The organism is Pseudomonas sp. HLS-6 (genome assembly GCF_002753995.1).
Lineage (GTDB): Bacteria > Pseudomonadota > Gammaproteobacteria > Pseudomonadales > Pseudomonadaceae > Aquipseudomonas > Aquipseudomonas defluvii.
The window spans coordinates 4412501-4436158 of record NZ_CP024478.1 but is presented as its reverse complement, the minus strand read 5'-3'; the positions used below and the strand labels follow the sequence as shown (position 1 = coordinate 4436158).

Below are 23658 nucleotides of genomic sequence, written 5' to 3'. Positions count from 1 at the left end.
TTTACTCGCCCGCAGCGCCGTCGGCGCGCTTGCGTTTGCTGCCACTGCGCTTGCGTTTGCGTGGGCCTGCGCCAGCCCCCTCATCGCGGCTGCCGAGTTCGCGGATCATGTCGCGACGCTCACTTTCGTTGCACTCCTGATAGTCAGTCCACCATTGGCCAAGACCATCGGTGTCCTCGCCCGCACTTTCGCGCAGCAGCAGGAAGTCATAGCCGGCTCGGAAGCGCGGGTTGTCCAGTAACAGGTCGGCACGTTTGCCGCTGCGCCGTGGCAGGCGCTCCTGCATGTCCCAGATTTCACGGATGGGCATGGTGAAACGCTTGGGGATTGCGATGCGTTGGCACTGTTCGCTGATCAGTTCGTGCGCCGCTTCGTTCATGGCCGGGATAGGCGGCATGCCTCGGCTCTGCAAATGCAGCGCACGTGTTGGCAGGGCAGGCCAGAGCATGGCAGCGAAAAGGAAGGCCGGGGTTACCGGCTTGCCTTGTTTGACCCGTAGATCCGTGTTGATCAACGCTTGGCTGATCAACGTATGGGTGTAGGTCGGATGGTCTTCCAGTGCCTGGGCGCTGGCCGGGAACAGTGGATCGAACAGTTGCAGGTCGACCAGCATCTCGAACGTATCGGCGGCCTGGCCGGAGAGGAACAGCTTGAGGCTTTCCTCGAACAGGCGTGCAGACGGAATCTCACGCAGCATCGGCGCCAGTTGGCGAATCGGTGCGACGGTGTGCTTCTCGATGCCGAAGTTCAGCTTGGCGGCGAAGCGCACCGCGCGCAGCATGCGTACCGGGTCTTCCTGGTAGCGCTGGGTCGGGTCGCCAATCAGGCGGATCAAGCGGTTACGAATGTCGTGTACGCCGTTGGCATAATCGAGAATGCGCTCGCTGATCGGATCGTAGTACAGCGCATTGATGGTGAAGTCGCGGCGCTGCGCGTCTTCTTCCAATGTGCCGTAGACGTTATCGCGCAGGATGCGCCCACTCTCGTTGCGTGAGGACTGGTGGCTGTTTTCCTCTTCGCTTTCGGGGTGATTGGCGCGGAAGGTCGCGACTTCAATGATTTCACGGCCAAAGTGGACGTGAACCAGTTTGAAGCGACGGCCAATGACTCGGGCGTTGCGGAACTCCGCACGCACTTGCTCGGGGGTGGCGCTGGTGGCGACGTCGAAGTCTTTCGGCGTAATGCCCAGAAGCTGGTCGCGCACGCAGCCGCCGACCAGATAGGCCTGGTAGCCGGCGTTTTGCAGACGCTCGACGATGCTCACCGCATGACGACTGAATTGGCCACGTTGCAGCGAATGTTGACTGCTATTAATCACTTCAGGCGTGGTGCGCTGGTGGTGCGGGCCACGAACGGGGGGACGGAACGACTGGAACAGCTTCTTCAGCATGGGATGCACTGTTTGAAGGAATTTTCAGCCATAAACGAAGAATGGCCGCATGATAGGCGGGGATTCTAGCATTTACTCTGGGAATGGTGTAGGCAACAGCATGAGGGGGGACAGGTAGGAAAACTACAAGGGGAGCCGAAGCTCCCCTGGAATGTAGTTGCGTGCTCTTTTTATTTTTCTTCTGGGCTTCTTGTTTTTGTTGAGTGCCCTGTCTACAAAGCCGAGGCTTGTAGAGCGTCCCCCTATTCGGGGGCCAAGAGCAAACGGATTGCTTTGGTCGCTGAGGTTGCGGTGATCTGTCGATCCAACCAGTGTAGGCGCTGCTTTAGTGCAGTTTTTGTTGTTCTCTGCCTGGTTGTGGGGCAAGCCCCAAAACACAACTCCTCTCCAAAAGAATCAGTTAGCTGCGCCTCCGCCGTCTTGTTCTTATTGTGCGTGAGCCGATTCGTCTTATTTTTATTGTCTTTTGCAGTGCTTGTTATTGTTCTTGTACCAAACATATAGCAGGTGCCGTGCCAACTTTTGTGAAACCCAGTAAAACAAGGGCTTACGCCGGTTTTGGTCCGTTTTGCCGCCGAAAAAAAACCGGGGTTTCGTTACCGTAAGCCCCGGTTTTTGTTACGTCTTCATGTTGCGGTAACAGTCTGTCACGTGAATCTTATGTTACCTGCCCAATGGCACGGTGACAGCTGAAGCGTATCAGCCCTCGTTGGTTGCGCTGCTCTTGCGTCGAGGTATTCCCAAGCGCTGGCGTCGTTCCCACAGGCACTTGCGGCTGACCCCCAGCTTGCGTGCCAGTTCGGTTTCAGTCATATGGTCCTGGTGCTCGAGCACGAAGTGCTGGAAGTAGTCTTCCAGCGACAGGTCTTCCATGGGCTCATGGCTGTTGTTGGCCTGCGTGCCGGCTGCTGGCAGGCCACCGAAGTTCTCATCGTCGTCTTCCAGATCGCTCAGCTCGATATCGATACCCAGCAGGTCGGCAGAAATCTCTGGGCTCTCGCAAAGGATGACGGCACGCTCCACGGCGTTTTCCAGTTCACGCACGTTACCTGGCCAGGAGTAGTGACGTATCGCCATTTCTGCGTCGTGAGCAAACCTCAGGTCATTGCGGCCGATACGTGCGCTCTGCCGAGCGAGGAAGGCATTGGCAATTTCATTGACGTCGGCACCCCGTTCCCGCAGCGCAGGCAGCTTCAGGGCGATGACGTGCAGTCGGTAGTAAAGGTCTTCACGGAACTGGCCGACTTTGGCCAGGTTCTTCAGGTCGCGGTGGGTAGCGGCGATCAGGCGCACATCAACCTTCTGCGACTGTACCGAACCGACCCGGCGGATTTCGCCTTCCTGCAATACACGCAGCAGGCGAGCCTGGGCTTCCAGCGGCAGCTCGCCAATTTCATCCAGGAAAAGCGTGCCGCCATCGGCGGCTTCAACCAGGCCTGCGCGCCCGGCACTGGCGCCGGTGAACGCGCCTTTCTCGTGGCCGAAGAGTTCGGACTCGATGAGGGTTTCCGGAATCGCTGCGCAGTTTACCGAGATCATCGGCGCCTTGGCGCGTCGCGACAGGTTGTGCAGGGCGCGAGCGACCAGCTCTTTACCAGTACCCGACTCGCCTTGAATCAGGACGTTGGAGTCGGTGGGCGCGACTTTACGGATCTTGCTGTAGAGATCTTGCATCGGTGGGCACGAGCCGATAATGCCGATCTCGCCATTGGCACTTTCACTGCCGGCCTTGTCACTGGCGGCTGGCTTGCCATTTACACGTTCGGAAGGTGCCGCCGGAGCGCTCTGCCGATCACGCAGGATGCGCGCCACTGCCTGCAGCATCTCGTCATGGTCGAAGGGTTTGGCGATGTAGTCGACCGCCCCCATCTTCATGGAGTCGACCGCAGAACGCAGGCTGGCGTAGCTGGTCATGATCAGCACAGGCGTTCCTTGGCCAAGCTTGATCAGTTCGGTACCCGGGGCGCCTGGCAAGCGCAGATCGCTGACGATCAGGTCGAAGGTCGGAATGCTGAAGCGTTCCTGAGCCTCCTGTACCGAGCCGGCTTCACTGACCTGGTACTGGTTCCGTTCGAGCAGGCGACGCAAGGCTGAGCGGATGATGGTTTCGTCTTCGACGATCAGAATATGCGGCATTGATTCAATTCTCTCGACGGTCTCAGTTCACAGCGGACGTCGCTACGACATGGCGCGGTAGGGTCACTCGGATCCGGGTGCCACGCTGGCTTTCGATATCGGCCGGGCTGTCGATGGTGATTTGTCCATAATGCTCTTCCACGATGGAATAGACCAGAGCGAGCCCTAGTCCTGTCCCTTCACCCGGATCCTTGGTGGTGAAGAACGGTTCGAACAATCGGTCCATGATGTTCTTCGGGATTCCGCTCCCTTCATCCTCGACAATCAGGTCGACGGTGTGTTCATTCGCTTCGCTTCTGACCCGCACGGCAGCGCCGGGTGGCGAGGCGTCGCGGGCATTGGACAGTAAATTGATCAATACCTGGGCGAGCCGCTGGGGGTCGCCGTCTACCCAGTGCTCCGGGTCGCACAGATTGAAAAACTGTACTTCAAAATTGCGCCGGTTCAAGGCCAGCAAGCCGATTGCATCCTGTGCCACTTCTGCCAGGCATACGGGTTCTTCATTGTTCTGTTGGCTACCGCCGGCGTGGGCGAAGCTCATCAGTGACTGAACGATGCGCGAAATACGCTTGGTCTGTTCAATGATCTGGCTGCTCAGCTCGGTGATCTCGCTGTCTTCCTCGCGTTCTTCCCGCAGGTTTTGCGCCAGGCAGGCGATGCCGGTAATCGGGTTGCCGATCTCATGGGCCACCCCGGCGGCCAGCCGGCCGATGCTCGCTAAACGTTCGGAGTGCACCAGCTTGTCTTCAAGCGCTTGAGTTTCGGTCAAGTCTTCAACAAGCAGTACCAAGCCACTGTTACCCGGTGCCAGCGGTTCGTCGATGGCCGCCTTGTGCAGGTTCAACCAGCGCGGCTGGCCATCCAGCGCCAACCGTTGTTTGTGCAGGTGTTCATCCGGAACATTGATGAAGCCGAGCAGAAGGCCGCGCCAAGGTTCGCTGATGGTTGTCAGGCGGGAGCCCACCACGTGCTTGGCGGCAATGCCAGTCAACTCTTCCATGGCCCGGTTCCACATCAGGATTTCCTGATCCTTGGCCAGCGAGCAGACGCCCATCGGCAGTTCCTGCAGGGTTTGGCGATGGTAGCGGCGCAGGGCGTCGAGTTCAGCGGCAAGGCCGGTCAGCCGCGAATGGTAGTCTTCCAGGCGGCTCTCGATGAAGTGGATGTCTTCGGTAACGTAGTTCTCGCTGCCGGACTTGTAGGGCAGGAAGGTCTCGACCATGTCCTGAGCCACGCTAGGCCCCATCAAGCCAGACAGGTTCGCCTCTATTCGATCACGCAGCCTGCGTAGCGCATAAGGCCGGCGCTCATCAAAGGGCAGGTAGAGATCGCGCAGTGCCTGTTCAACTTCTTTCTGTGCGGCCTTGGCACCCAGGGGCTTGGCCAGTTGGGTGGCAAACTCCTGCGGCGAGGCCGCATGCAGTTCGCGACGCTGCGGCCGGCGCACATTGTCCACCGCACAGGCTTCCGCGGCGCCAACCTCTTCAGGGCTGGCATTGGTGAACAGCGAAATCAGCGTGAACAACAGGACGTTGGCTGCCAGTGAAGCGATGGCTGCCATGTGCCAACTGGTGTCGTCGAGCACATAGATCATGTTCAGCAGCGGGATGTAAAAGCCCTGCAGATTGCCAACCAGTGGCAGCAGCATGGTTACCAGCCAGACGCTGATCCCCGCCAGCAATCCGGCGATGAAGCCACGTCGGTTTGCGGTTGGCCAATAGAGTACCGAGAGCACGCCGGGCAGGAACTGCAGTGTTGCGACAAAGGCGACGATACCGAGGTTGGCCAGGTCCTGCTGAGCGCCCAACAACAGATAGAAGCCGAAACCTGCGCTGATGATGGCGACGATCAGTGCCCGTCGGGTCCATTTCAGCCAGCGGTAGATATTACCTTCGGCTGGTGGCTGGTATAGCGGCAGTACCAGATGGTTCAGGGCCATGCCGGACAGCGCCAGGGTGGTCACGATGATCAGGCCACTGGCGGCTGAGAGCCCGCCGATGTACGCCAGCAGTGCCAATAGCTTGTTGTTCGCGGCAATGCCCAGGCCCAGGGTGAAGTACTCCGGGCTGGTGCTGGCGCCCAGTTTCAGGCCCGCCCAGAGGATCAGGGGGACCGCCAGGCTCATCAGCAGCAGAAACAGCGGTAAGCCCCAGCTGGCGCTGACCAGTGAGCGCGGATTGAGGTTTTCGGTAAAGGCCATGTGGTACATGTGCGGCATGACGATTGCCGAGGCGAAAAACACCAGCAGCAGGGTTCTCCACGGGCCTTCCTGTAGTGGCGTGTGCAATGCAGCGAGGGCTGTCTGGTTTTGCAGCAACCAGACTTCCAGTTGGTGGGGGCCGCCGAACACGCCGTAAAGCGCGTAGAGGCCAATCCCCCCTAGCGCCAGTAGTTTGATCACCGATTCGAAGGCAATGGCGAACACCAGTCCTTCATGCTTCTCACGGGTCGCGATATGCCGCGAGCCAAAGAAAATGGTGAACAGTGTGATCATTGCGCAGAAGGCCAGTGCCACCCGGTTTTTAACCGGTTCGCCGCTGAGAATGCCGATTGAGTCGGCCACCGCCTGAATTTGCAGCGCCAATAGAGGCAGTACGCCAATCAGCATGAAAACGGTGGTCAGCGCGCCGGCCCAGGTGCTGCGAAAGCGAAAAGCAATCAGGTCGGCCAGGGATGACAGCTGGTAGGTGCGGGTGATCTTGAGGATCGGGTAAAGCAGCACGGGCGCCAATAGAAAGGCCCCGGAAACCCCCAGGTAGCAGGCCAGGAAACCGTACCCATACTGGTAGGCAAGCCCGACCGTGCCATAGAACGCCCAGGCACTGGCATAAACACCCAGTGACAAGGTGTAGGTCAGCGGGTGACGGATGATCGCGCGTGGGATCATGCCGCGTTCGCTGATCCAGGCCACGCCGAACAGCACCAGCAGGTAGGCGGCGCTGATCAGGATCATCTGGGTCAGGCTAAAGCTCATCGGCATCACGTTGGCTCTGCAGGATAAAGGTCACGACGATCAGGATCAGCCAGAGCAGGTACGGGCGATACCAGGCCCCGGTCGGTTCGATCCACCAGTCCATGATGGCAGGGGAGAACAAATAGATCCCCACGACCAGAAGCAGGACCAAACGATAGATGTACATGTGGGCCTCACTGGTTAAACCGCTGCGTGCCTGAAGTTATTATTGGCGCAAATCGGCGGTGGCGATGGTAGCGGATGGCGACAAGGCTGCAAATGGACTTCGCATTCTGCCCCAAGGAATTGAATCTATTGGGCTTTCTTGCGTTCGGCAAGGCTTCAGCGCAGCGTTGCCTCGGCCAGGGTCATGCTTTTGGGGATTGCGTCGACGTTCCAGTGCCGGCAAGCATGTGTCAGCACCTCTTGCGGGGTGGCGTACGCCTGAGCCGGATCGGTCGGTTGCCCCAGGGCACGCAGGGCACGTAGCAGTAGCGGGGTGGCCTGGTCTGTGGGCAGCGGGGCGGAGCGATAGGATTTGCCCAGCTTATGACCATCGGGTTGCACAATCAGCGGTACATGCAGGTAGCGCGGCTGGCGTAACCCCAGTAACTCCTGAAGATACAGTTGGCGTGGTGTTGAGTCGAGCAGGTCGGCGCCTCGCACAATGTCGGTAACGCCCTGCCAGGCATCGTCTAGCACCACGGCCAGTTGATAGGCATACAGCCCATCTCGACGACGGATAATGAAGTCGCCTGACTCGCGGCCCAGGTGTTGTTCAAAACGGCCTTGCACCCGATCAATGAAGTGATAGGCAAGCTCTGGCACGCGTACACGGATGGCCGCATCGTGCTGATCATGGCCAAGGTTCCGGCACAGGCCTGGGTAGATTCCATGATAAGGCTCCAGCTGTTTGCGCGAGCAGGTGCAGGCATAGGCCAGGCCTTGCTGAAACAGGCGTTGGATCGTTTCGGCGTAGGTATCATGGCGCTGGCTTTGATAAACCACCTCGCCATCCCACTCCAGACCATATGATTCCAGGGTGCGCAGGATAGCTGCCTGTGCGCCAGGCGCTTCACGGGGAGGGTCGATGTCTTCCATGCGCAGCAGCCAACGACCGCCAACCGCACGGGCATCCAGGTAGGAGGCCAGGGCGGCTACCAGTGAGCCGAAATGAAGAAAACCGCTGGGGGTGGGGGCGAAGCGCCCGACATAGCTGGGGTTGTTCATGGTAACGCGCGGGTAATCAGGAAAAGTCGTACAACCATAATTGAAATGGGGCGCTATAAGCGCCCCATTTTTTCAGGTCAGGCTTTGCCGACCTGCTTTTCCTTGATTTCCGCCAGTGTCTTGCAGTCGATGCACAGGTCGGCGGTAGGGCGGGCTTCCAGGCGGCGTACGCCAATCTCGATGCCGCAGTTCTCGCACCAGCCGTATTCTTCGTCCTGGATCAGCTGCAGCGTCTTGTCGATCTTTTTGATCAACTTGCGCTCGCGGTCGCGATTGCGCAGCTCCAGGGCGAACTCCTCTTCCTGACTGGCGCGATCGGCCGGGTCAGGGAAGTTGGCCGCTTCGTCTTTCATGTGGTCCACGGTCTGATCGACGCTGACCATGAGCTCCTGCTTCCATTTATTCAGCAGCTCGGTGAAGTGAGCACGCATGGGCTTGCCCATGTACTCCTCGCCCTGGGTTTCTCTATAGGGTTCGAAGCCGCGAACAAGTTGACTACTTTGTTGCTTTTCGTTGGTGGGCATGAATTGACCGCCTCTCACTCTTCTAATCCATTGCGCAGGCTGCTCCATCTCCGGCGCCCGCCGGCCCTGCGACTGCGAGCCGCCGAACTTACCAGATAGAATCAGGGGATGCTACTCCCCGTGATTGCAGGTTTTACCACCCGCTAGTTCCGGCTCTTGGGTAGAATCTTTAGTTTACACCCCATTTGAGAGAAGGCTAATGGCTCAGCCCTACAGTGCGCGTAGTCGCGCCATCGAACCCTTTCATGTGATGGCTTTGCTGGCGCGAGCCAACGAACTGCAAGCTGCAGGCCATGACGTCATCCATCTGGAAATCGGCGAGCCGGACTTCACCACGGCGGCGCCGATCATCAAGGCGGGGCAGGCGGCGCTTGCCAATGGGGAAACCCGTTACACCGCCGCGCGTGGCCTCCCGGCATTGCGCGAGGCGATCGCGGGCTTCTATGCCACGCGTTACGGGTTGAGCATTGATCCTCAGCGTATCCTGATCACCCCGGGAGGCTCTGGCGCGCTGCTTCTGGCCAGCAGCTTGCTGGTCGACCCTGGTAAGCACTGGTTGCTGGCCGATCCAGGGTATCCATGCAATCGGCATTTCCTGCGCCTGGTAGAAGGGGCTGCACAGTTGGTGCCGGTCGGCCCTGAGGTCAACTACCAACTGAACGCTGATCTGGTAGAGCGTTACTGGGATCAGGACAGCGTTGGTGCACTGGTTGCCTCACCGGCAAACCCAACAGGTACGGTGCTCGACCGTGAGCAACTGGCCAGCCTCGCGCAGGCAGTTCGGGAGCGTCACGGGCATCTGGTGGTAGACGAAATTTACCATGGCCTGACCTACGGCATGGACGCGCCGAGCGTGCTTGAAGTTGAAGACCAGGCCTTCGTCCTGAATAGTTTCTCTAAATATTTCGGCATGACCGGATGGCGTCTGGGGTGGCTGGTCGCACCTCCCGCAGCCGTGGCTGATCTGGAAAAGCTCGCCCAGAATCTTTACATCAGTGCGCCGAGCATGGCTCAGCATGCTGCATTGGCCTGCTTTGAGCCGGAAACGCTGGCTATTTTAGAAGAGCGTCGCGAGGAATTTGGTCGGCGACGTGATTTTCTTCTTCCAGCCCTGCGTGAGCTGGGGTTTGGTATCGCAGTCGAGCCTCAGGGTGCTTTCTATCTCTATGCCGATATCAGCACGTTTGGCGGCGATGCGTTCGCTTTCTGCCGTCATTTCCTGGAAACCGAGCATGTCGCGTTTACCCCGGGGCTGGATTTCGGGCGCTATCAGGCCGGGCACCATGTGCGTTTTGCCTACACCCAGAGCATGCCGCGCTTGCAGGAGGCTGTAGAGCGAATTGAGCGTGGCCTGCGGAGTTGGCAAGGCTGATGCGCTTTTCACCGGCACTTGAGGAAGCGCGCTTGCTGCGTCGCTACAAACGCTTCTTGGCAGATATAGAACTGGCCAGTGGTGAGCAACTGACGATCCACTGCCCCAACACCGGCTCAATGCTCAATTGCATGATCGAGGGTGGCAAGGTCTGGTTCAGCCGCTCCAATGACCCCAAGCGCAAGCTCCCTGGCACGTGGGAAATCAGCGAAACGCCTCAGGGACGGCTGGCGTGCGTGAATACGGGGCGCGCCAATGCACTGGTCGAAGAAGCGCTGCATGCCGGGCGGATCAAGGAGCTTGCCGGGTTTAGCGCGCTCAGGCGCGAAGTGCCTTACGGTGAAGAAAACAGTCGAGTGGATTTTCGCCTGGAGTTTCCTGACGGCCCGGCTTATGTCGAAGTCAAAAGCGTGACATTGGGTTTTTCTGATTCGACTACTGCAGCGTTTCCCGACTCGGTGACTCAACGGGGCACCAAGCACTTGCGTGAGCTCGCCGCATTGGCTCGTCAAGGTGTGCGCGCCGTACAGCTATATTGCGTGAACCTCAGTGGTGTTGATGCGGTTCGTCCGGCCGAGGAAATCGACCCTGCTTATGCGGCAGCACTGCGTGAGGCCGTTGCGGATGGTGTGGAAGTGCTGGCGTACGGAGTGCGTCTGGAGGGTGAGCAGATTGAAGTCGATCGTCGCTTGCCGGTACTGATCAATCCGTGAGCCAGATGCCCCCGGTGTCTTCGTGGCAGTTGAGGGCTTCCAGGGCGTCGCCTTCGCAAGGGCCTGCCACGCACTCGCCTGACTCGATCAGAAACTGTGCGCCGTGATGCACGCAGGCGATCAATTGGGCACTGCTGTCGAGAAACGTGTCAGCCTGCCAGTTCAATGGAATGCCTCGATGGGGGCAGCGGTTGCGATAGAGGTAGACCTTACCCTGCCGGCGAACGGCGAGCAGGTGGGTGTTGTCGAGGCTAAAGCCGCGACTGTGGCCTTCACGAAGGTCGGAGGACGGGCAAAGGAAGTGCATGCGCATGGCTTACTCAAAATGATGGGCTTGGCTCGACTGACACGAGCGTTCAACCCTGAGGCACGTTTTATACCGTGCAGATTGACCCTAGGAAAGCCGACGCCGCTGGCCAGCAGTCGCCTGCTGATGCTGGCTCGAGAGGAGAACTGCTGATGCCCCGACTGCTGTGTTATGCCGTACTCGCACTGCTTCTGTGCCTGTCAGGCTGCCAGACCCGCGTAGCGCTGCCGCCATTGCCGGCCTGGCAGAGCCCTGAGGGGCTGGGGCATGCTGAGCTGGGGCAGATACGTGAGCTGGCCAGTGGTCGAGTCCTGAGCCCTGAGCAACTGGTCGCTCGCTTGGCGGGTGCGTCCCGTGTGCTGGTGGGAGAGCAACACGATAATCCTGACCATCATGCGCTGCAGTTGTGGTTGTTAAAGGCTCTCGGCCAATACCGCCCCCAAGGTAGCCTGCTACTGGAGATGCTTCAGCCTGTACAGCAGGCGCGGGTCGAGGTAGTGCGCCAGCAAGCATCATTACCTGCTGATGTACCCGGGGCTTTGCGTTGGCAAAAAGGTTGGGATTGGACCCTGTATGGGCCGATCGTAGAGGAGGCCCTGAGACAACCGTATGCACTGCTGGCCGCCAATCTTGACGATGATGAAGTGGGACGGATCTATCGACAGCCGCCGGTGTTGTCTGGAAATCGTTCGACATCAACGGCTGTTCGTCAGGCGCTACTTGAGCAGGTACGCGACTCCCATTGTGGCTTGCTGCCAGACTCGCAATTGCCAGCGATGCTTGCGGTGCAGCAGCAGCGTGACCGACGAATAGCCGAGCGCTTGCTTGCGGCGCCGACGCCAAGCCTGTTGTTCGCGGGCGGCTATCACGTGCGCAAAGATATCGGTGTGCCGCAGCACTTGGCTGACCTTGGCGTGCAAGACGCACCGCAGGTGCTGATGCTGGCCCAGGTAGGCGAGGTGGTTGAGCCGGGCATGGCGGATTATGTCTGGTTTACCGCAGCGTTGCCGGCTCAGGACTACTGCGCGAGTTTGCGCAAGAAACACTGAGTGAGCAGGCAAAAAAAGACCCGGCAAAATGTGCCGGGTCAATAACCGTGATTAGCCTGATGAGGAGATAATTTGAGAGCCCGAACCGAGGCTTTTCAGCTTATCCAACCAGCCTTGCGGCCAGTGGTTCCAATAATAACAATTATCATTTGCATGTCAACTGCTGTATCGGCTCTCAGTTGTTTTTCCGCGGCGCTCTTGCGTCGAGTTGCTGGTTCAGGGCTTCCTTGCGCTCGACTGGAATGTCATTCCAGTGCATGTCGAGCAAGGCGCCTTCGATGGCATAGAGCAGTACCTTCGATGCCCTGAAGCCACGAGTACGCACGGCCTGATACGCATTGACCGCGCCCATGCGACGCAAGTCAGAGGCGCTGTGAATGCCGACTGCATGCAACCACTGCGCAGAAGTCTTGCCAAGATTCTTCAGATGCTGGAGTTCGTCGTTCATCAAGCCTCCTTGCGACGGCTGAACGGGTCGAGGGGAATCGCAGGCATACCAAGGGGAGTGTAGCGGCAGTTGGAAAATAAGCGGCATTTTGGCGCTTATGGGGGGCGGCGGCGCCCTATGGCCCGTCAAGTGTGAGTCGGCGGGCCCTAGGGTTACAGTCTGTTAACGTGTGCGGTAGCGCAGACGCGTTCCGAAATTAACTGACATGAGAATTTCGTCAGCACTCAGGTCTGGTGAAAAGTACACGCCGGAAATCTGGGCATGGGCCAGGCTGGCGCCTTCCATGGAGCAGTTTCGCAGATCCAGGCCACGCAGGTCGGCCGCCCGGAAGTAGGCACCAGTGAAATCTATGCCTGTGGTGTCCAATTCGCGCAGGTCCAGACCGCGAAAGTCGCCATGACTAAAATCGATGCTGGCGTCTTTCGGCCTTTCCTGATTGAAAGCCGCTACCTCTTCGTTACGCACCAAGGCATACAGCGCAGAGTCGATTTGCCGGGGCTGGTTCATGGTAGGCCTCCTTATGTGATTGTGATGACACTATAGTGCCATCACTTGGGAGGCGCGAACCCACTGCCGAGAAGTGTCGACTGCTTCACGTCCGGGGGTTGCTTACAAGCCAGGCAGTTTTTGCCGAATCTGCTTGACCAGTTCGTCGAGACTGCCGCTTTCGTTGGTTTCTACGCGCTTGCTGTGTAGCAGTTCTTCGGCGCTCAATGGGTCACGGTTGGCTTTCTGTGCGGCTATCACCTCAAGCGTGGCGTCGGACGGGTCATTCTGGTCGGCCTGACGCTGCTTGAGCCAGCTTGCGATGACCGCATCAGGTGCATTGCAGTCGAGTATCAGGAACGGTACGCCCGTTTCACCCGCAATGCCCGCGGCGGTTTGACGTTGTGCGTGCTTGAGGTAGGTGGCATCGATGACAGCCGGAAAGCCTGCACGCAGGACAATGCCTGCCAGTGTATGCAGGCGTGCGTAGGTCGCCTGGCTGGAGTCCTGGTTGTAGATGCCAGCTTGCAAGTTGCCTGCATTTTCGGGCGTTTGCTCGCCGAACAGGCGCTTGCGCTCTACATCCGAGCGCAGGCGGATAGCGCCAAGTGCTTCGACCAAACGCATGGCGACATGGCTTTTGCCAACGGCCGACACACCGTGGGTAATCGCCAGGAAGCGCGAAGGAATAGCGCTGTAGCTCTCTGCCAGGGTTGCGTAGTTGCGGTACTGGCGCAGGGTTGTGGCACGCTGCACGCCGTCGGCATTGGCCGGCATGCTGAACAGGGCAACCTTGGCACGCACCAGTGCACGGTAGGCCTTGTAGAAGTTCAACAGCTCAAGGCCTTCATAGTCGCCGGTCAGTTCCAGGTACTGGCTGATGAAACGGCGGGACAGCGACTTGAGGCCACGGTCTTCCAGGTCCATCGCCAGGAACGCGGCGTCGGCATAGACATCGGTCAGGCGGAACGGCTCGTTGAATTCGATGCAGTCGAAGATCACCACCTTGCCATCGATCAGGGTGGCGTTGCCCAGGTGGATGTCACCGTGGCACTCACGAATGAACCCCTGGGCCTTGCGAGCTTCCAGCAACCCATGAAGGCGGTCGAAGCTGCTGCGTGCCCACGCTTGGAGGGCATCGAGTTGTTGCAGGTCAGCCTTTTCGCTCAGGAAGGGGCGTATCTGCTCAAAGTTCTGCTCAACCGGGGCCATCACGCTTTCCGGGCTGCCCAGCGGGTGATCCACGGCCACGCGCGGTGCGCTCAGGTGGAACTGGGCAATCTGGTGGGCCATCTGGTCGATATGCTCTGCCGTCAGCTCGCCATTGGCCTGCAGCGTGTTAAGCATCTGGCTCTGCGGGAACTGACGCATCTTCAGGGCGTACTCGATCGGCTCGCCTGTGCCGCCCAATTGTGGGGCTTCGGCGCTTCCGGTAATTGGCAGTACGTCAAGGTACAGCCCCTGGGTCAGGCGCTGGTTCAAACGCAGCTCTTCATTGCAGAAGTGCTTGCGCTGGGCCAGTTCGGTAAAGTCGAGGAAGCCGAAGTTCATCGGCTTCTTGATTTTGTAGGCGAATTCGCCAGTGAGCAGAACCCAGGAAATGTGTGTCTCAATAACCTGGAAACCGCTCACCGGATGAGGGTACAGGGCTGGGTTTTGCAGGGCTGCAATCAAGGCTTGGCTCACGGGCGATCCTTTGGAGTCGTGAAGAGTCTAAGCGCCCATTATGGCGACAAGCGGCCCCCGTGCAAACCGCCGGAGGGCGCCTGTCGACGAACAATAAAGTGCGTATAATCCGCGGCCATGACTCGTACCCAATCTTCCCGTACCCCCAAAAAACGTCCCTCTGGCCGTGCGCGCGCCCTGCTGGGCTGGGCTTTGAAGCTCAGCCTTGTCGGTCTCGTCGTGCTCGCGGGCTTTGCGATTTATTTCGATGCGGTAGTCCAGGAGAAATTCTCTGGCAAGCGCTGGACGATCCCGGCCAAGGTATATGCCCGGCCGCTGGAGCTGTTCGTCGGCCAGAAACTCAGCAAGGACGACTTCCTTATCGAGCTTGATGCCTTGGGCTATCGGCGCGAGAGCGTCGCCAATGGGCCTGGTGCCGCTGCTGTCAGTGGTAATACCGTCGATATCAATACCCGTGGCTTCCAGTTCTATGAAGGTCTGGAGCAGGCCCAGGCGGTTCAAGTACGTTTCTCGGGCGATTACGTTGCCGGGTTGAGTGGAGCCAATGGCTCGAAACTGGCCGTGGTTCGCCTGGAGCCGCTGCTGATCGGCGGGTTGTATCCGAAGAACCTTGAAGACCGCATCCTGATAAAACTCGATCAGGTGCCCCCGTACCTGCTTGAAACCCTGGTTGCCGTGGAAGACCGCGACTTCTATTCGCACTTTGGTGTTTCGCCCAAGTCGATTGCACGGGCCATCTGGGTCAACACCTCATCCGGTGCCATGCGTCAGGGTGGCAGTACCCTGACCCAGCAGTTGGTCAAGAACTTCTACCTGACCAATGAGCGCAGCCTCAGTCGCAAGCTGACGGAAGCCCTGATGGCGATGTTGCTTGAGCTGCATTACGACAAGCGCGAGATCCTCGAGGCCTACCTCAACGAGGTGTTCATTGGCCAGGATGGTCAGCGCGCGGTGCATGGCTTTGGTCTTGCCAGCCAGTTTTTCTTCAGTCAGCCGTTGTCAGAGCTCAAGCTGCATCAGGTCGCGTTGTTGGTGGGCATGGTCAAGGGGCCTTCCTACTACAACCCGCGGCGCTACCCCGAGCGTGCAACGGTGCGGCGTAACCTGGTGCTCGACTTGCTGGCCGAGCAGGGCGTTGCAACCCCGGAGGCCGTCGAGGCTGCGAAGAAAATGCCGTTGGGCGTTACCAAGCGTGGCAGCCTGGCCGACAGTTCCTTCCCGGGCTTCCTTGACCTGGTCAAACGCCAACTGCGTCAGGACTATCGTGACGAAGACTTGACCGAAGAAGGCCTGCGGATCTTTACCAGCTTCGATCCGATTCTGCAGATGAAGGCGGAGGCATCGGTCACTGACACCTTCAAGCGCCTTGCCGGGCGCAAGGGGGCGGATGAAGTCGAGGCAGCCATGGTGGTGACCAATCCGGAAACCGGTGAGGTCCAGGCGCTGATAGGCAGTCGCCAGCCCGGTTTTGCCGGTTTCAACCGTGCTGTGGATGCTGTTCGGCCGATTGGCTCTCTGGTCAAGCCGGCCGTCTACCTGACCGCGTTGGAAAAACCCAGCCAGTACACGCTCACGAGCTGGGTCCAGGATGAGCCCTTTTCGGTCAAAGGTGCCGACGGCCAGGTATGGAAGCCGCAGAACTACGATCGGCGATCCCATGGCACCATCTACCTCTATCAGGGGCTGGCGAACTCTTACAACCTTTCCACGGCCAAACTTGGTCTGGAAGTGGGTGTACCCAATGTGTTGAAAACCATTGGCCGTTTGGGTGTCGAAGTCGATTGGCCGGCGTTCCCGTCGATGTTGCTGGGGGCGGGCGGCATGTCGCCGATGCAGGTTGCTACCATGTACCAGACCCTGGCCAATGGTGGTTTCAATACGCCGATGCGCGGTATTCGCAGCGTACTGACGGCTGAGGGTGAGCCACTCAAGCGCTACCCGTTCCAGATCCAGCAGCGTTTTGATCCAGGCTCCATCTATCTGGTGCAGAGCGCCATGCAACGGGTCATGCGTGAAGGCACCGGACGTTCGGTTTACAGTGTCTTGCCAAGCTCTCTGACTTTGGCCGGCAAGACCGGTACCAGTAACGACTCGCGAGACAGTTGGTTCGCAGGTTTCAGTCAGGACCTGCTGGCAGTCGTCTGGTTGGGGCGTGACGACAATGGCAAGACGCCGTTCACGGGGGCCACCGGCGCATTGCAGGTTTGGACCAGTTTCATGCGCAAGGCCGACCCGCTTCCTCTGGATATGCCGCAGCCAGATAATGTGGTGCTGGCCTGGGTTGATGCCCATTCCGGGCAAGGGTCGGACGCAAGCTGCCCGGGCGCGGTCCAGATGCCGTATATTCGCGGCAGCGAACCGCCCCCCGGTCCTGCCTGTGGTGGTGAATCCGCGCCAGCCGAATCGGTAATGGACTGGGTCAAGGGTTGGATGAATTGAGCACTAGCGAAGAGGGTGTGAAGTGAATAAGTGGTGGTTTCCTGCCTTGACGGCACTGGCGCTACTCAATGGCTGTGCCAGCGTGCAACGTGGTTCGATCCCTGTTGTCGAGTCAGGCACGCGTGTTTCTAACAGTGAGCGAGTAACGGCCAGCCGCGGTGGCTATAACGCTGCCGCCAGCGGTGCGCGTCAGGCTCAAGCAATACCTCAGAACGATGCCGTAACCGTCATGGTGCCGCAGGGGGCTGGTGCGGCGCCGATCCAGACGTTCCCGGCGTCGACCAGCGCAGCACCAATTACACCGGGGCCGATTACGCCAGGCCCGGTGACATCGGAGCCGATGACGACCGCATCAATCAGCTCTGGCGGTTACAGCATGCCAAGTGCGCCAACAGGCATCCCGCGCAGCAATGGGGGTGGCTTGTCCGCAGATGAACAACTGGATGGTCCGGTGCTGGCGTTGCTGACCACTGCGCAGCAACAACAAGGCAGCGGTGATTACAACGGTGCCTCGTCCAGCCTGGAGCGTGCGCAGCGCATTGCACCGCGTGAGCCGCAAGTGCTTTACCGTTTGGCCCAAGTGCGCCTGGCCCAAGGGGATGCCGCCCAATCCGAGCAACTGGCTCGACGAGCGCTGACCTATGCCAATGGTCGACCTGATTTGCAAGCCGGGCTGTGGGACATCATCGCCCAGTCACGGGAGAAGCAAGGTGACGCTGCTGGCGCTGCGCTGGCCCGTCAGAAAGCGCGGGTGAGCTCGTAATGGACAAGCGGGTTCCGTCAGTCGCCGACCATCTATTGTTGATCGAGCAGGAACTGCGCTCGCTTGGATGGTGGGAGGAGAGGGCGCCGAGTGCCGAGGCGCTGGCCAGTGTTGAACCCTTTGCGGTCGATACGCTGTCTTTTGAGCAGTGGCTGCAGTGGATCTTCCTTCAACGCATGAAGATGATTCTTGAGCATGACCTGCCGCTGCCTAACGCCTCCGGTATTCTCGAGATGGCCGAGATGGTTTATGTGGATCGGGTGCAGGAAAGTACGCGGCTGCGTCGACTGTTGTCCGAGTTTGACGAACTGATTCGCTCATCTCGCTGAGTTCCTGAGTTTCTCCTTCCGGGGCAGCTTCGTCTGCCCCGCACGCTCGTTGCCTGATGCTTCAGATGCTCAGGCAAACGTTTTTCTGCTTGCTCAAGAGTGGCTTATGGTGAATTAACCGCGAAGATCACTTGACTTGAGCAGTTCGAATCAGAACAATCCAAAGTCCGCTGTAGAGGGACTGCCAGAAGCAGACCCGCTAAGCAGATCATGAGGCGCACACCCGCGCCGACCTGTTACACCCCGCAACGCGTTACCTCGCGCTGGGTGGGAAAACCCCGCAACACTCTGGGGCGCTCCCAATACTTGCTCAGTCAGTGCTGACGTAGTCGGCGATTTCGTCGCTCATGCTCTGCTTGGCAGTAAACCTATTAAGACCCGTTCCCATCGGACGGTATTCTGGCGTTTTAGAGGTGAACAACGTGGAGCTTTTATCTGGCGCTGAAATGGTCGTCCGCTTTTTGCGTGACGAAGGCGTTAAGCACATCTATGGGTACCCAGGCGGTGCTCTTCTTCATGTTTACGATGCTCTGTTCAAAGAACCGGAAGTGAGTCACATTCTGGTCCGTCATGAGCAGGCTGCAACCCATATGGCGGATGGTTACGCCCGTGCTACCGGCAAGGCTGGTGTAGTTCTGGTGACCTCCGGTCCTGGGGCGACCAATGCCATTACCGGTATTGCCACCGCTTACATGGACTCCATTCCGATGGTCATCCTTTCCGGTCAGGTGCCTAGCACCATGGTTGGTACGGATGCTTTCCAGGAAACCGACATGATCGGTATTTCCCGGCCGATCGTGAAGCACAGCTTCATGATCAAGCATGCATCGGAAATCCCTGAAGTTCTGAAAAAGGCCTTCTACCTCGCGCAGTCCGGCCGTCCAGGCCCGGTTGTCGTCGACATTCCGAAGGACATGACCAACCCGGCTGAAAAGTTCGAGTACGTCTATCCGAAGAAGGTCAAGCTGCGCTCGTACAGCCCGGCGGTTCGTGGGCACTCGGGTCAGATCCGCAAAGCCGCAGAAATGCTGCTCTCGGCTAAACGTCCGGTTGTGTACGCTGGTGGTGGTGTCATCCTCGGCGGTGGCTCCGCAGCCCTGACTGAAATGGCGCAGATGCTGAACCTGCCGGTCACCAATACCCTGATGGGCCTGGGTTGCTATCCGGGTACTGACCGTCAATTCCTCGGCATGCTGGGCATGCACGGCAGTTACACCGCCAACCTGACGATGCACCATGCCGACGTGATCCTTGCTGTTGGCGCGCGTTTCGATGATCGGGTCGTCAACGGTCCGGCGAAGTTCTGCCCGAACGCCAAGATCATCCATATCGACATCGACCCTGCGTCGATCTCCAAAATGATCAAGGCCGATGTGCCTATTGTCGGGCCTGTCGAAAGCGTTCTGACCGAGATGGTCGCGATCCTCAAGGAAATCGGTGAGAAGCCTGAAAAGGCGGCAATGGATGCCTGGTGGAAGCAGATCGAAGAGTGGCGTGGCGACCGCGGCATGTTCCCTTACGACAAGGGTGATGGCAGTGTCATCAAGCCACAGACCGTTATCGAGACACTCTGCGAAGTGACCAAAGGCGATGCCTTCGTTACCTCCGATGTCGGCCAGCACCAGATGTTCGCGGCGCAGTACTACCGCTTCAACAAGCCAAACCGCTGGATCAACTCCGGTGGCCTGGGCACCATGGGCTTTGGCTTCCCTGCCGCCATGGGCGTCAAGCTGAACTTCCCTGACCAGGATGTTGCCTGTGTCACCGGTGAGGGCAGTATCCAGATGAACATTCAGGAGTTGTCGACCTGCCTGCAGTACGACCTGCCGGTGAAGATCGTCAACCTGAACAACGGTGTATTGGGCATGGTCCGCCAGTGGCAGGACATGGCCTACAACAGCCGTCACTCGCACTCCTACATGGAATCGCTGCCTGATTTCGTCAAGTTGGCCGAAGCCTATGGCCATGTGGGTATCCGCATCACCAGCCTGAAGGACCTCAAGCCCAAGCTCGAGGAAGCCTTTGCCATGAAAGACCGGTTGGTGTTCATCGATATCCAGGTCGACAACAGCGAGCACGTCTATCCGATGCAAATCAAGGATGGCTCGATGCGCGATATGTGGCTGAGCAAGACGGAGCGTACCTAATCATGCGGCACATTATTTCCCTGCTGTTGGAAAACGAACCTGGTGCCTTGTCGCGCGTGGTTGGCCTGTTCTCCCAGCGCAACTACAACATCGAAAGCCTGACGGTTGCTCCGACTGAAGACCCGACCTTGTCGCGTCTGACGCTGACAACAGTCGGCCATGATGAAGTGATCGAGCAGATCACCAAGAACCTGAACAAGCTGGTTGAAGTGGTCAAGTTGGTCGACCTCTCAGAAAGCGCGCATATCGAGCGTGAACTGATGCTGGTCAAGGTCAAGGCCACGGGCGCACAGCGTGCCGAGATCAAACGCACCACCGATATCTATCGGGGGCAGATCGTCGATGTCAGTGCCAGTGTCTATACCGTTCAACTGACCGGTACCAGCGACAAACTGGACAGTTTCATTCAGGCTATCGGTACCGCGTCCATTCTCGAAACCGTACGCAGTGGCGTCACCGGCATTGCCCGTGGCGACAAAGTTCTTAGCATCTAACTCAAAAAATTAGCGAATGGCCTCGAAAGGCCGAGATAAGGGGTGTTTCATGAAAGTTTATTACGACAAAGACTGCGACCTTTCGATCATCCAGGGCAAAAAAGTTGCCATCATCGGTTACGGCTCTCAGGGTCACGCCCAAGCGTGCAACCTGAAAGATTCGGGTGTGGATGTTACCGTTGGTCTGCGTAAAGGCTCGGCTACTGTTGCCAAGGCTGAAGCGCACGGTCTGAAAGTCACTGACGTGGCCAGCGCTGTTGCCGCTGCTGACCTGGTCATGATCCTGACCCCAGACGAGTTCCAGTCTCAGCTGTACAAGAGCGAAGTCGAGCCTAACCTGAAGAAGGGCGCTACCCTGGCGTTCTCCCACGGTTTCGCGATTCACTACAACCAGGTTGTGCCACGTGCTGACCTGGACGTGATCATGATCGCCCCTAAAGCACCAGGCCACACTGTACGTTCCGAGTTCGTCAAGGGCGGCGGTATCCCTGACCTGATCGCGATCTACCAGGACGCTTCCGGTAACGCCAAGAACGTTGCCCTGTCCTACGCCGCAGGCGTTGGCGGTGGCCGTACCGGCATCATCGAAACGACCTTCAAGGACGAGACTGAAACCGACCTGTTCGGTGAGCAGGCTGTTCTGTGTGGCGGTACTGTTGAGCTGGTCAAAGCCGGTTTCGAAACACTGGTTGAAGCTGGCTACGCGCCAGAAATGGCCTACTTCGAGTGCCTGCACGAGCTGAAGCTGATCGTTGACCTCATGTACGAAGGCGGTATCGCCAACATGAACTACTCGATCTCCAACAACGCCGAGTACGGCGAGTACGTAACTGGCCCAGAGGTTATCAACGCTGAGTCCCGTCAGGCCATGCGCAACGCTCTGAAGCGCATCCAGGACGGCGAGTACGCGAAGATGTTCATCAGCGAGGGTGCCACTGGCTACCCATCGATGACTGCTCGTCGTCGTAACAACGCTGCACACGGTATCGAAGTCATCGGTGAGCAACTGCGCTCGATGATGCCTTGGATCGCGGCGAACAAAATCGTAGACAAAGCCAAGAACTAATCTTGCCTTGATGCGATAAGAACGCGGCTTCGGCCGCGTTTTTTCGTTTAGAGGGTCAGCTTCTGGTATAAAGCTCACTGTGTGCACGATCTCTCGCTGCAAACAACAGCCGAAACTTTCCAAACCGTTGCAAGGTAATGTCCATGAGCGAACGTCCAGAAGAGCCCAGTAAGGCCTCCGACGCCGAAAGCCTGCTACCGATCGATGAGCATGTTGAAGAAGGGCATGATGCCGAAGGACGCAAGGTGCGGCATCGTGGTATCTATCTGCTGCCCAATCTCTTTACTACCGCCAACCTGTTTGCCGGTTTCTATTCCATCATCAGCTCGATGAGCGCACAAAGCGCATTGAGTGCTGGTGATCCTCGCGAAGCGAGCAAGTATTTTGCCTTCGCCGCCATCGCCATTTTTGTTGCCATGGTGCTCGATGGCCTTGATGGTCGTGTTGCGCGCATGACCAACACTCAAAGCGCCTTTGGTGCCGAGTACGATTCCCTGTCCGACATGGTCGCTTTCGGTGTGGCCCCGGCATTGCTGGCGTTCGGCTGGGCGCTGGGCGACATGGGTAAAGTCGGCTGGATGGTGGCCTTCATTTATGTGGCTGGTGCCGCGTTGCGTCTGGCGCGTTTCAATACCCAGGTCGGCAAGGCGGACAAGCGCTACTTTATCGGTTTGGCCAGCCCGGCTGCGGCGGGTGTGGTAGCCGGTACTGTCTGGGCATTCAGTGACTACGGTATCCAGGGTTCCAAGCTGTCATTCCTGGTGGCGCTGTTGGTTGCTGCCGCCGGCATGCTGATGGTCAGTAACATCAAGTACAACAGCTTCAAGGAACTCGACCTGAAGGGGCGTGTACCTTTCGTGGCGATTCTCGCCGTGGTGCTCGTGTTTGCTGTGGTCTTCAGTGATCCGCCACGTATTCTGCTGCTGATTTTCCTTGCTTATGCCGCTTCGGGCCCTATCCAGTACCTGTTGCGCATGCGTCGGCGTAAAGGCGCCGAGTGATGTAATTTCTGCAAGACTCCGTAGTCTACTGGTGCATCAGTCCACCCGTTCTACGGAGTCATCATGCTGATCAAGATGTCCAAGGCCTCTGACTGCAAAGCGTCAGAGGTCACCCCCGAATCTATCTATGTCTCTCGTCGTCAACTGCTGGGCGGGTCCTTGGCTGCGTTGGCTGTTTCAGCCCTGCCGCGTTTGGCCAGTGCCGCCGATGTTTCGCGTTACCCGGATGTCGATGCCGGTTCCGCGCCCGGTTGGTTCAGCGAGAAACTTGGTGGAACTCAATGGCAGGCGGTGACGGCGCCAGGCGAGGCCATTACGCCATTCAAAGATGCAACCCACTACAACAACTTCTATGAGTTCGGCCCTGATAAAGGAGACCCGGCGCAAAACGCGGCTGTGCTGAAAACGGCGCCTTGGACGGTAGTAGTCGATGGCGAGGTCGGAAAGCCCGGTCGTTATGCGTTGGAAGACTTCATCAAGCCCTATCAGTTGGAGGAGCGCATCTATCGGCTGCGCTGTGTAGAGGCTTGGTCGATGGTGATCCCCTGGTTGGGGGTCCCGTTGTCCGCTCTGCTCAAGCAGGTGGAGCCAACATCCAAAGCGCGTTACATCCGCTTCGAAACGCTGCAGGATCCGAAAAGCATGCCTGGCCAACGCTCAGGCTTTGCCTTGATTGACTGGCCTTATGTAGAAGGGTTGCGTCTGGATGAGGCCATGAATCCGTTGGCCATACTGGCTGTTGGTATGTATGGGCGGGAGCTCCCTAATCAGAATGGTGCGCCTCTCAGGTTGGTGGTGCCGTGGAAGTATGGCTTCAAGAGCATTAAGTCGATCGTGCGCATCAGTCTCGTTGAGCAGCAGCCGAAAACCACGTGGCAAAGCATTGCGCCGGATGAGTACGGCTTTTATGCCAATGTGAACCCTCTGGTTGATCATCCACGCTGGACGCAGGCGCGTGAGCGTCGGTTGCCGAGTGGGCTGTTCAGTCCGAATGTGCGCGACACGCAGATGTTCAATGGGTACGCAGAGGAAGTCGCTTCTCTTTATAGTGGCCTTGATCTGAGGAAGAACTACTGATGCGCTACCCATGGTTTCGCCTTGGTATTTTTGTTCTCGCCAGTTTTT

The 23658-nt window shown here is 58.4% G+C and carries 22 protein-coding genes (1 of these 22 running past the window's edge); 12 read left to right on the top strand and 10 right to left on the bottom strand.

Annotated elements, in window-relative coordinates; translation table 11 throughout:
* Position 1: 1 nt before the first annotated feature.
* The 6 genes from CS390_RS20855 to dksA all read right to left on the bottom strand — a co-directional run bounded on the left by CS390_RS20855 (position 2) and on the right by dksA (position 8233).
* On the bottom strand, positions 2 to 1390 hold the full coding sequence (locus CS390_RS20855; RefSeq protein ID WP_065758282.1) for a polynucleotide adenylyltransferase PcnB: 1389 nt from the start codon (positions 1388 to 1390) through the stop codon (positions 2 to 4).
* Positions 1391 to 2089: 699 nt separating this feature from the next.
* Positions 2090 to 3526 carry a sigma-54 dependent transcriptional regulator gene (locus CS390_RS20850; protein ID WP_099775813.1) on the bottom strand — a complete coding sequence of 479 codons (1437 nt, stop codon included), beginning with the start codon at positions 3524 to 3526 and terminating at the stop codon, positions 2090 to 2092.
* A gap of 22 nt (positions 3527 to 3548) precedes the next feature.
* Complete coding sequence (locus tag CS390_RS20845; protein WP_177442424.1) at positions 3549 to 6506, bottom strand: sensor histidine kinase; 2958 nt, start codon at positions 6504 to 6506, stop codon at positions 3549 to 3551.
* Positions 6490 to 6666 carry a hypothetical protein gene (locus tag CS390_RS20840; RefSeq protein ID WP_003250005.1) on the bottom strand — a complete coding sequence of 59 codons (177 nt, stop codon included), beginning with the start codon at positions 6664 to 6666 and terminating at the stop codon, positions 6490 to 6492. Before CS390_RS20840 ends, CS390_RS20845 begins: the two co-directional genes overlap by 17 nt.
* Positions 6667 to 6821: 155 nt before the next feature.
* A complete protein-coding gene (gene gluQRS / locus CS390_RS20835) occupies positions 6822 to 7709 on the bottom strand; it encodes a tRNA glutamyl-Q(34) synthetase GluQRS (RefSeq protein ID WP_099775809.1) in 888 nt (295 codons plus the stop codon).
* Between the two features lie 77 nt (positions 7710 to 7786).
* Positions 7787 to 8233, bottom strand: a complete 447-nt coding sequence (gene dksA / locus CS390_RS20830; RefSeq protein WP_065758286.1) for an RNA polymerase-binding protein DksA — start codon at positions 8231 to 8233, stop codon at positions 7787 to 7789.
* A 199-nt stretch (positions 8234 to 8432) separates the two neighbouring features.
* On the opposite strand from dksA, the gene CS390_RS20825 reads away from it, so the two are divergent.
* Together CS390_RS20825 and sfsA are read left to right on the top strand one after the other, a co-directional pair.
* Positions 8433 to 9605: a pyridoxal phosphate-dependent aminotransferase gene (locus tag CS390_RS20825; RefSeq protein WP_099775807.1), complete on the top strand. Its 1173-nt coding sequence runs from the start codon at positions 8433 to 8435 to the stop codon at positions 9603 to 9605.
* Positions 9605 to 10318 carry a DNA/RNA nuclease SfsA gene (gene sfsA / locus CS390_RS20820; RefSeq protein ID WP_099775805.1) on the top strand — a complete coding sequence of 238 codons (714 nt, stop codon included), beginning with the start codon at positions 9605 to 9607 and terminating at the stop codon, positions 10316 to 10318. The genes CS390_RS20825 and sfsA overlap by 1 nt, the downstream gene beginning before the upstream one ends.
* On the opposite strand, the gene CS390_RS20815 is transcribed toward sfsA, so the two are convergent.
* Positions 10308 to 10625 carry a Rieske 2Fe-2S domain-containing protein gene (locus tag CS390_RS20815; protein WP_065758301.1) on the bottom strand — a complete coding sequence of 106 codons (318 nt, stop codon included), beginning with the start codon at positions 10623 to 10625 and terminating at the stop codon, positions 10308 to 10310. The genes sfsA and CS390_RS20815 overlap by 11 nt on opposite strands.
* Positions 10626 to 10777: 152 nt before the next feature.
* On the opposite strand from CS390_RS20815, the gene CS390_RS20810 reads away from it, so the two are divergent.
* Positions 10778 to 11674, top strand: coding sequence for a ChaN family lipoprotein (locus tag CS390_RS20810; RefSeq protein ID WP_099775803.1), 897 nt, complete (start codon positions 10778 to 10780; stop codon positions 11672 to 11674).
* 175 nt (positions 11675 to 11849) lie between these two features.
* Here the strand turns inward: CS390_RS20810 and CS390_RS20805 are convergent, their stop codons facing one another.
* The 3 genes from CS390_RS20805 to CS390_RS20795 form a co-directional block, all read right to left on the bottom strand.
* Positions 11850 to 12122 carry a TfoX/Sxy family protein gene (locus CS390_RS20805; protein WP_065758290.1) on the bottom strand — a complete coding sequence of 91 codons (273 nt, stop codon included), beginning with the start codon at positions 12120 to 12122 and terminating at the stop codon, positions 11850 to 11852.
* Positions 12123 to 12284: 162 nt separating this feature from the next.
* Entirely contained in the window at positions 12285 to 12629 is a 345-nt protein-coding gene (locus CS390_RS20800) for a pentapeptide repeat-containing protein (RefSeq protein ID WP_065758291.1), read from the bottom strand.
* Positions 12630 to 12731: 102 nt separating this feature from the next.
* Positions 12732 to 14294 (bottom strand): bifunctional aminoglycoside phosphotransferase/ATP-binding protein, encoded by a 1563-nt coding sequence (locus CS390_RS20795; protein WP_099775801.1) that lies wholly within the window; start codon positions 14292 to 14294, stop codon positions 12732 to 12734.
* A gap of 117 nt (positions 14295 to 14411) precedes the next feature.
* Between CS390_RS20795 and mrcB the strand changes: the two genes are divergently transcribed.
* The 9 genes from mrcB to msrQ all read left to right on the top strand — a co-directional run.
* Positions 14412 to 16733, top strand: a complete 2322-nt coding sequence (gene mrcB, locus CS390_RS20790) for a penicillin-binding protein 1B (protein ID WP_099775800.1) — start codon at positions 14412 to 14414, stop codon at positions 16731 to 16733.
* A 22-nt stretch (positions 16734 to 16755) separates the two neighbouring features.
* The gene (locus tag CS390_RS20785) at positions 16756 to 17496 is read left to right on the top strand and encodes a M48 family metallopeptidase (RefSeq protein WP_099775798.1); all 741 of its coding nucleotides are present in this window, start codon (positions 16756 to 16758) and stop codon (positions 17494 to 17496) included.
* The gene (locus CS390_RS20780; protein ID WP_099775797.1) at positions 17496 to 17825 is read left to right on the top strand and encodes a YqcC family protein; all 330 of its coding nucleotides are present in this window, start codon (positions 17496 to 17498) and stop codon (positions 17823 to 17825) included. The genes CS390_RS20785 and CS390_RS20780 overlap by 1 nt, the downstream gene beginning before the upstream one ends.
* 422 nt (positions 17826 to 18247) lie before the next feature.
* Positions 18248 to 19972, top strand: coding sequence for an acetolactate synthase 3 large subunit (locus tag CS390_RS20775; RefSeq protein WP_065758302.1), 1725 nt, complete (start codon positions 18248 to 18250; stop codon positions 19970 to 19972).
* A 2-nt stretch (positions 19973 to 19974) separates the two neighbouring features.
* Complete coding sequence (gene ilvN / locus CS390_RS20770; protein WP_042125802.1) at positions 19975 to 20466, top strand: acetolactate synthase small subunit; 492 nt, start codon at positions 19975 to 19977, stop codon at positions 20464 to 20466.
* 49 nt (positions 20467 to 20515) lie between these two features.
* On the top strand, positions 20516 to 21532 hold the full coding sequence (ilvC, locus tag CS390_RS20765; RefSeq protein ID WP_065758296.1) for a ketol-acid reductoisomerase: 1017 nt from the start codon (positions 20516 to 20518) through the stop codon (positions 21530 to 21532).
* Positions 21533 to 21675: 143 nt separating this feature from the next.
* Entirely contained in the window at positions 21676 to 22533 is an 858-nt protein-coding gene (gene pssA, locus CS390_RS20760) for a CDP-diacylglycerol--serine O-phosphatidyltransferase (protein WP_099775796.1), read from the top strand.
* Positions 22534 to 22596: 63 nt separating this feature from the next.
* Complete coding sequence (msrP, locus tag CS390_RS20755) at positions 22597 to 23610, top strand: protein-methionine-sulfoxide reductase catalytic subunit MsrP (RefSeq protein WP_099775795.1); 1014 nt, start codon at positions 22597 to 22599, stop codon at positions 23608 to 23610.
* Positions 23610 to 23658: the beginning of a protein-methionine-sulfoxide reductase heme-binding subunit MsrQ gene (gene msrQ, locus CS390_RS20750; RefSeq protein WP_099775794.1), read on the top strand. The gene runs 572 nt beyond the window's last position; the window shows 49 of its 621 coding nt (coding positions 1-49); its start codon is at positions 23610 to 23612; its stop codon lies beyond the right edge, outside the window. The genes msrP and msrQ overlap by 1 nt, the downstream gene beginning before the upstream one ends.

Coding starts and splice junctions, on each gene's coding strand:
- CS390_RS20840 (WP_003250005.1), bottom strand. CDS start 6,666: ATGTACATCTATCGTTTGGTCCTGCTTCTGGTCGTGGGGATCTATTTG.
- CS390_RS20805 (WP_065758290.1), bottom strand. CDS start 12,122: ATGAACGACGAACTCCAGCATCTGAAGAATCTTGGCAAGACTTCTGCG.
- CS390_RS20825 (WP_099775807.1), top strand. CDS start 8,433: ATGGCTCAGCCCTACAGTGCGCGTAGTCGCGCCATCGAACCCTTTCAT.
- CS390_RS20815 (WP_065758301.1), bottom strand. CDS start 10,625: ATGCACTTCCTTTGCCCGTCCTCCGACCTTCGTGAAGGCCACAGTCGC.
- mrcB (WP_099775800.1), top strand. CDS start 14,412: ATGACTCGTACCCAATCTTCCCGTACCCCCAAAAAACGTCCCTCTGGC.
- CS390_RS20780 (WP_099775797.1), top strand. CDS start 17,496: ATGGACAAGCGGGTTCCGTCAGTCGCCGACCATCTATTGTTGATCGAG.
- gluQRS (WP_099775809.1), bottom strand. CDS start 7,709: ATGAACAACCCCAGCTATGTCGGGCGCTTCGCCCCCACCCCCAGCGGT.
- dksA (WP_065758286.1), bottom strand. CDS start 8,233: ATGCCCACCAACGAAAAGCAACAAAGTAGTCAACTTGTTCGCGGCTTC.
- CS390_RS20855 (WP_065758282.1), bottom strand. CDS start 1,390: ATGCTGAAGAAGCTGTTCCAGTCGTTCCGTCCCCCCGTTCGTGGCCCG.
- CS390_RS20850 (WP_099775813.1), bottom strand. CDS start 3,526: ATGCCGCATATTCTGATCGTCGAAGACGAAACCATCATCCGCTCAGCC.
- CS390_RS20800 (WP_065758291.1), bottom strand. CDS start 12,629: ATGAACCAGCCCCGGCAAATCGACTCTGCGCTGTATGCCTTGGTGCGT.
- sfsA (WP_099775805.1), top strand. CDS start 9,605: ATGCGCTTTTCACCGGCACTTGAGGAAGCGCGCTTGCTGCGTCGCTAC.
- CS390_RS20810 (WP_099775803.1), top strand. CDS start 10,778: ATGCCCCGACTGCTGTGTTATGCCGTACTCGCACTGCTTCTGTGCCTG.
- pssA (WP_099775796.1), top strand. CDS start 21,676: ATGAGCGAACGTCCAGAAGAGCCCAGTAAGGCCTCCGACGCCGAAAGC.
- CS390_RS20845 (WP_177442424.1), bottom strand. CDS start 6,506: ATGCCGATGAGCTTTAGCCTGACCCAGATGATCCTGATCAGCGCCGCC.
- ilvC (WP_065758296.1), top strand. CDS start 20,516: ATGAAAGTTTATTACGACAAAGACTGCGACCTTTCGATCATCCAGGGC.
- ilvN (WP_042125802.1), top strand. CDS start 19,975: ATGCGGCACATTATTTCCCTGCTGTTGGAAAACGAACCTGGTGCCTTG.
- msrP (WP_099775795.1), top strand. CDS start 22,597: ATGCTGATCAAGATGTCCAAGGCCTCTGACTGCAAAGCGTCAGAGGTC.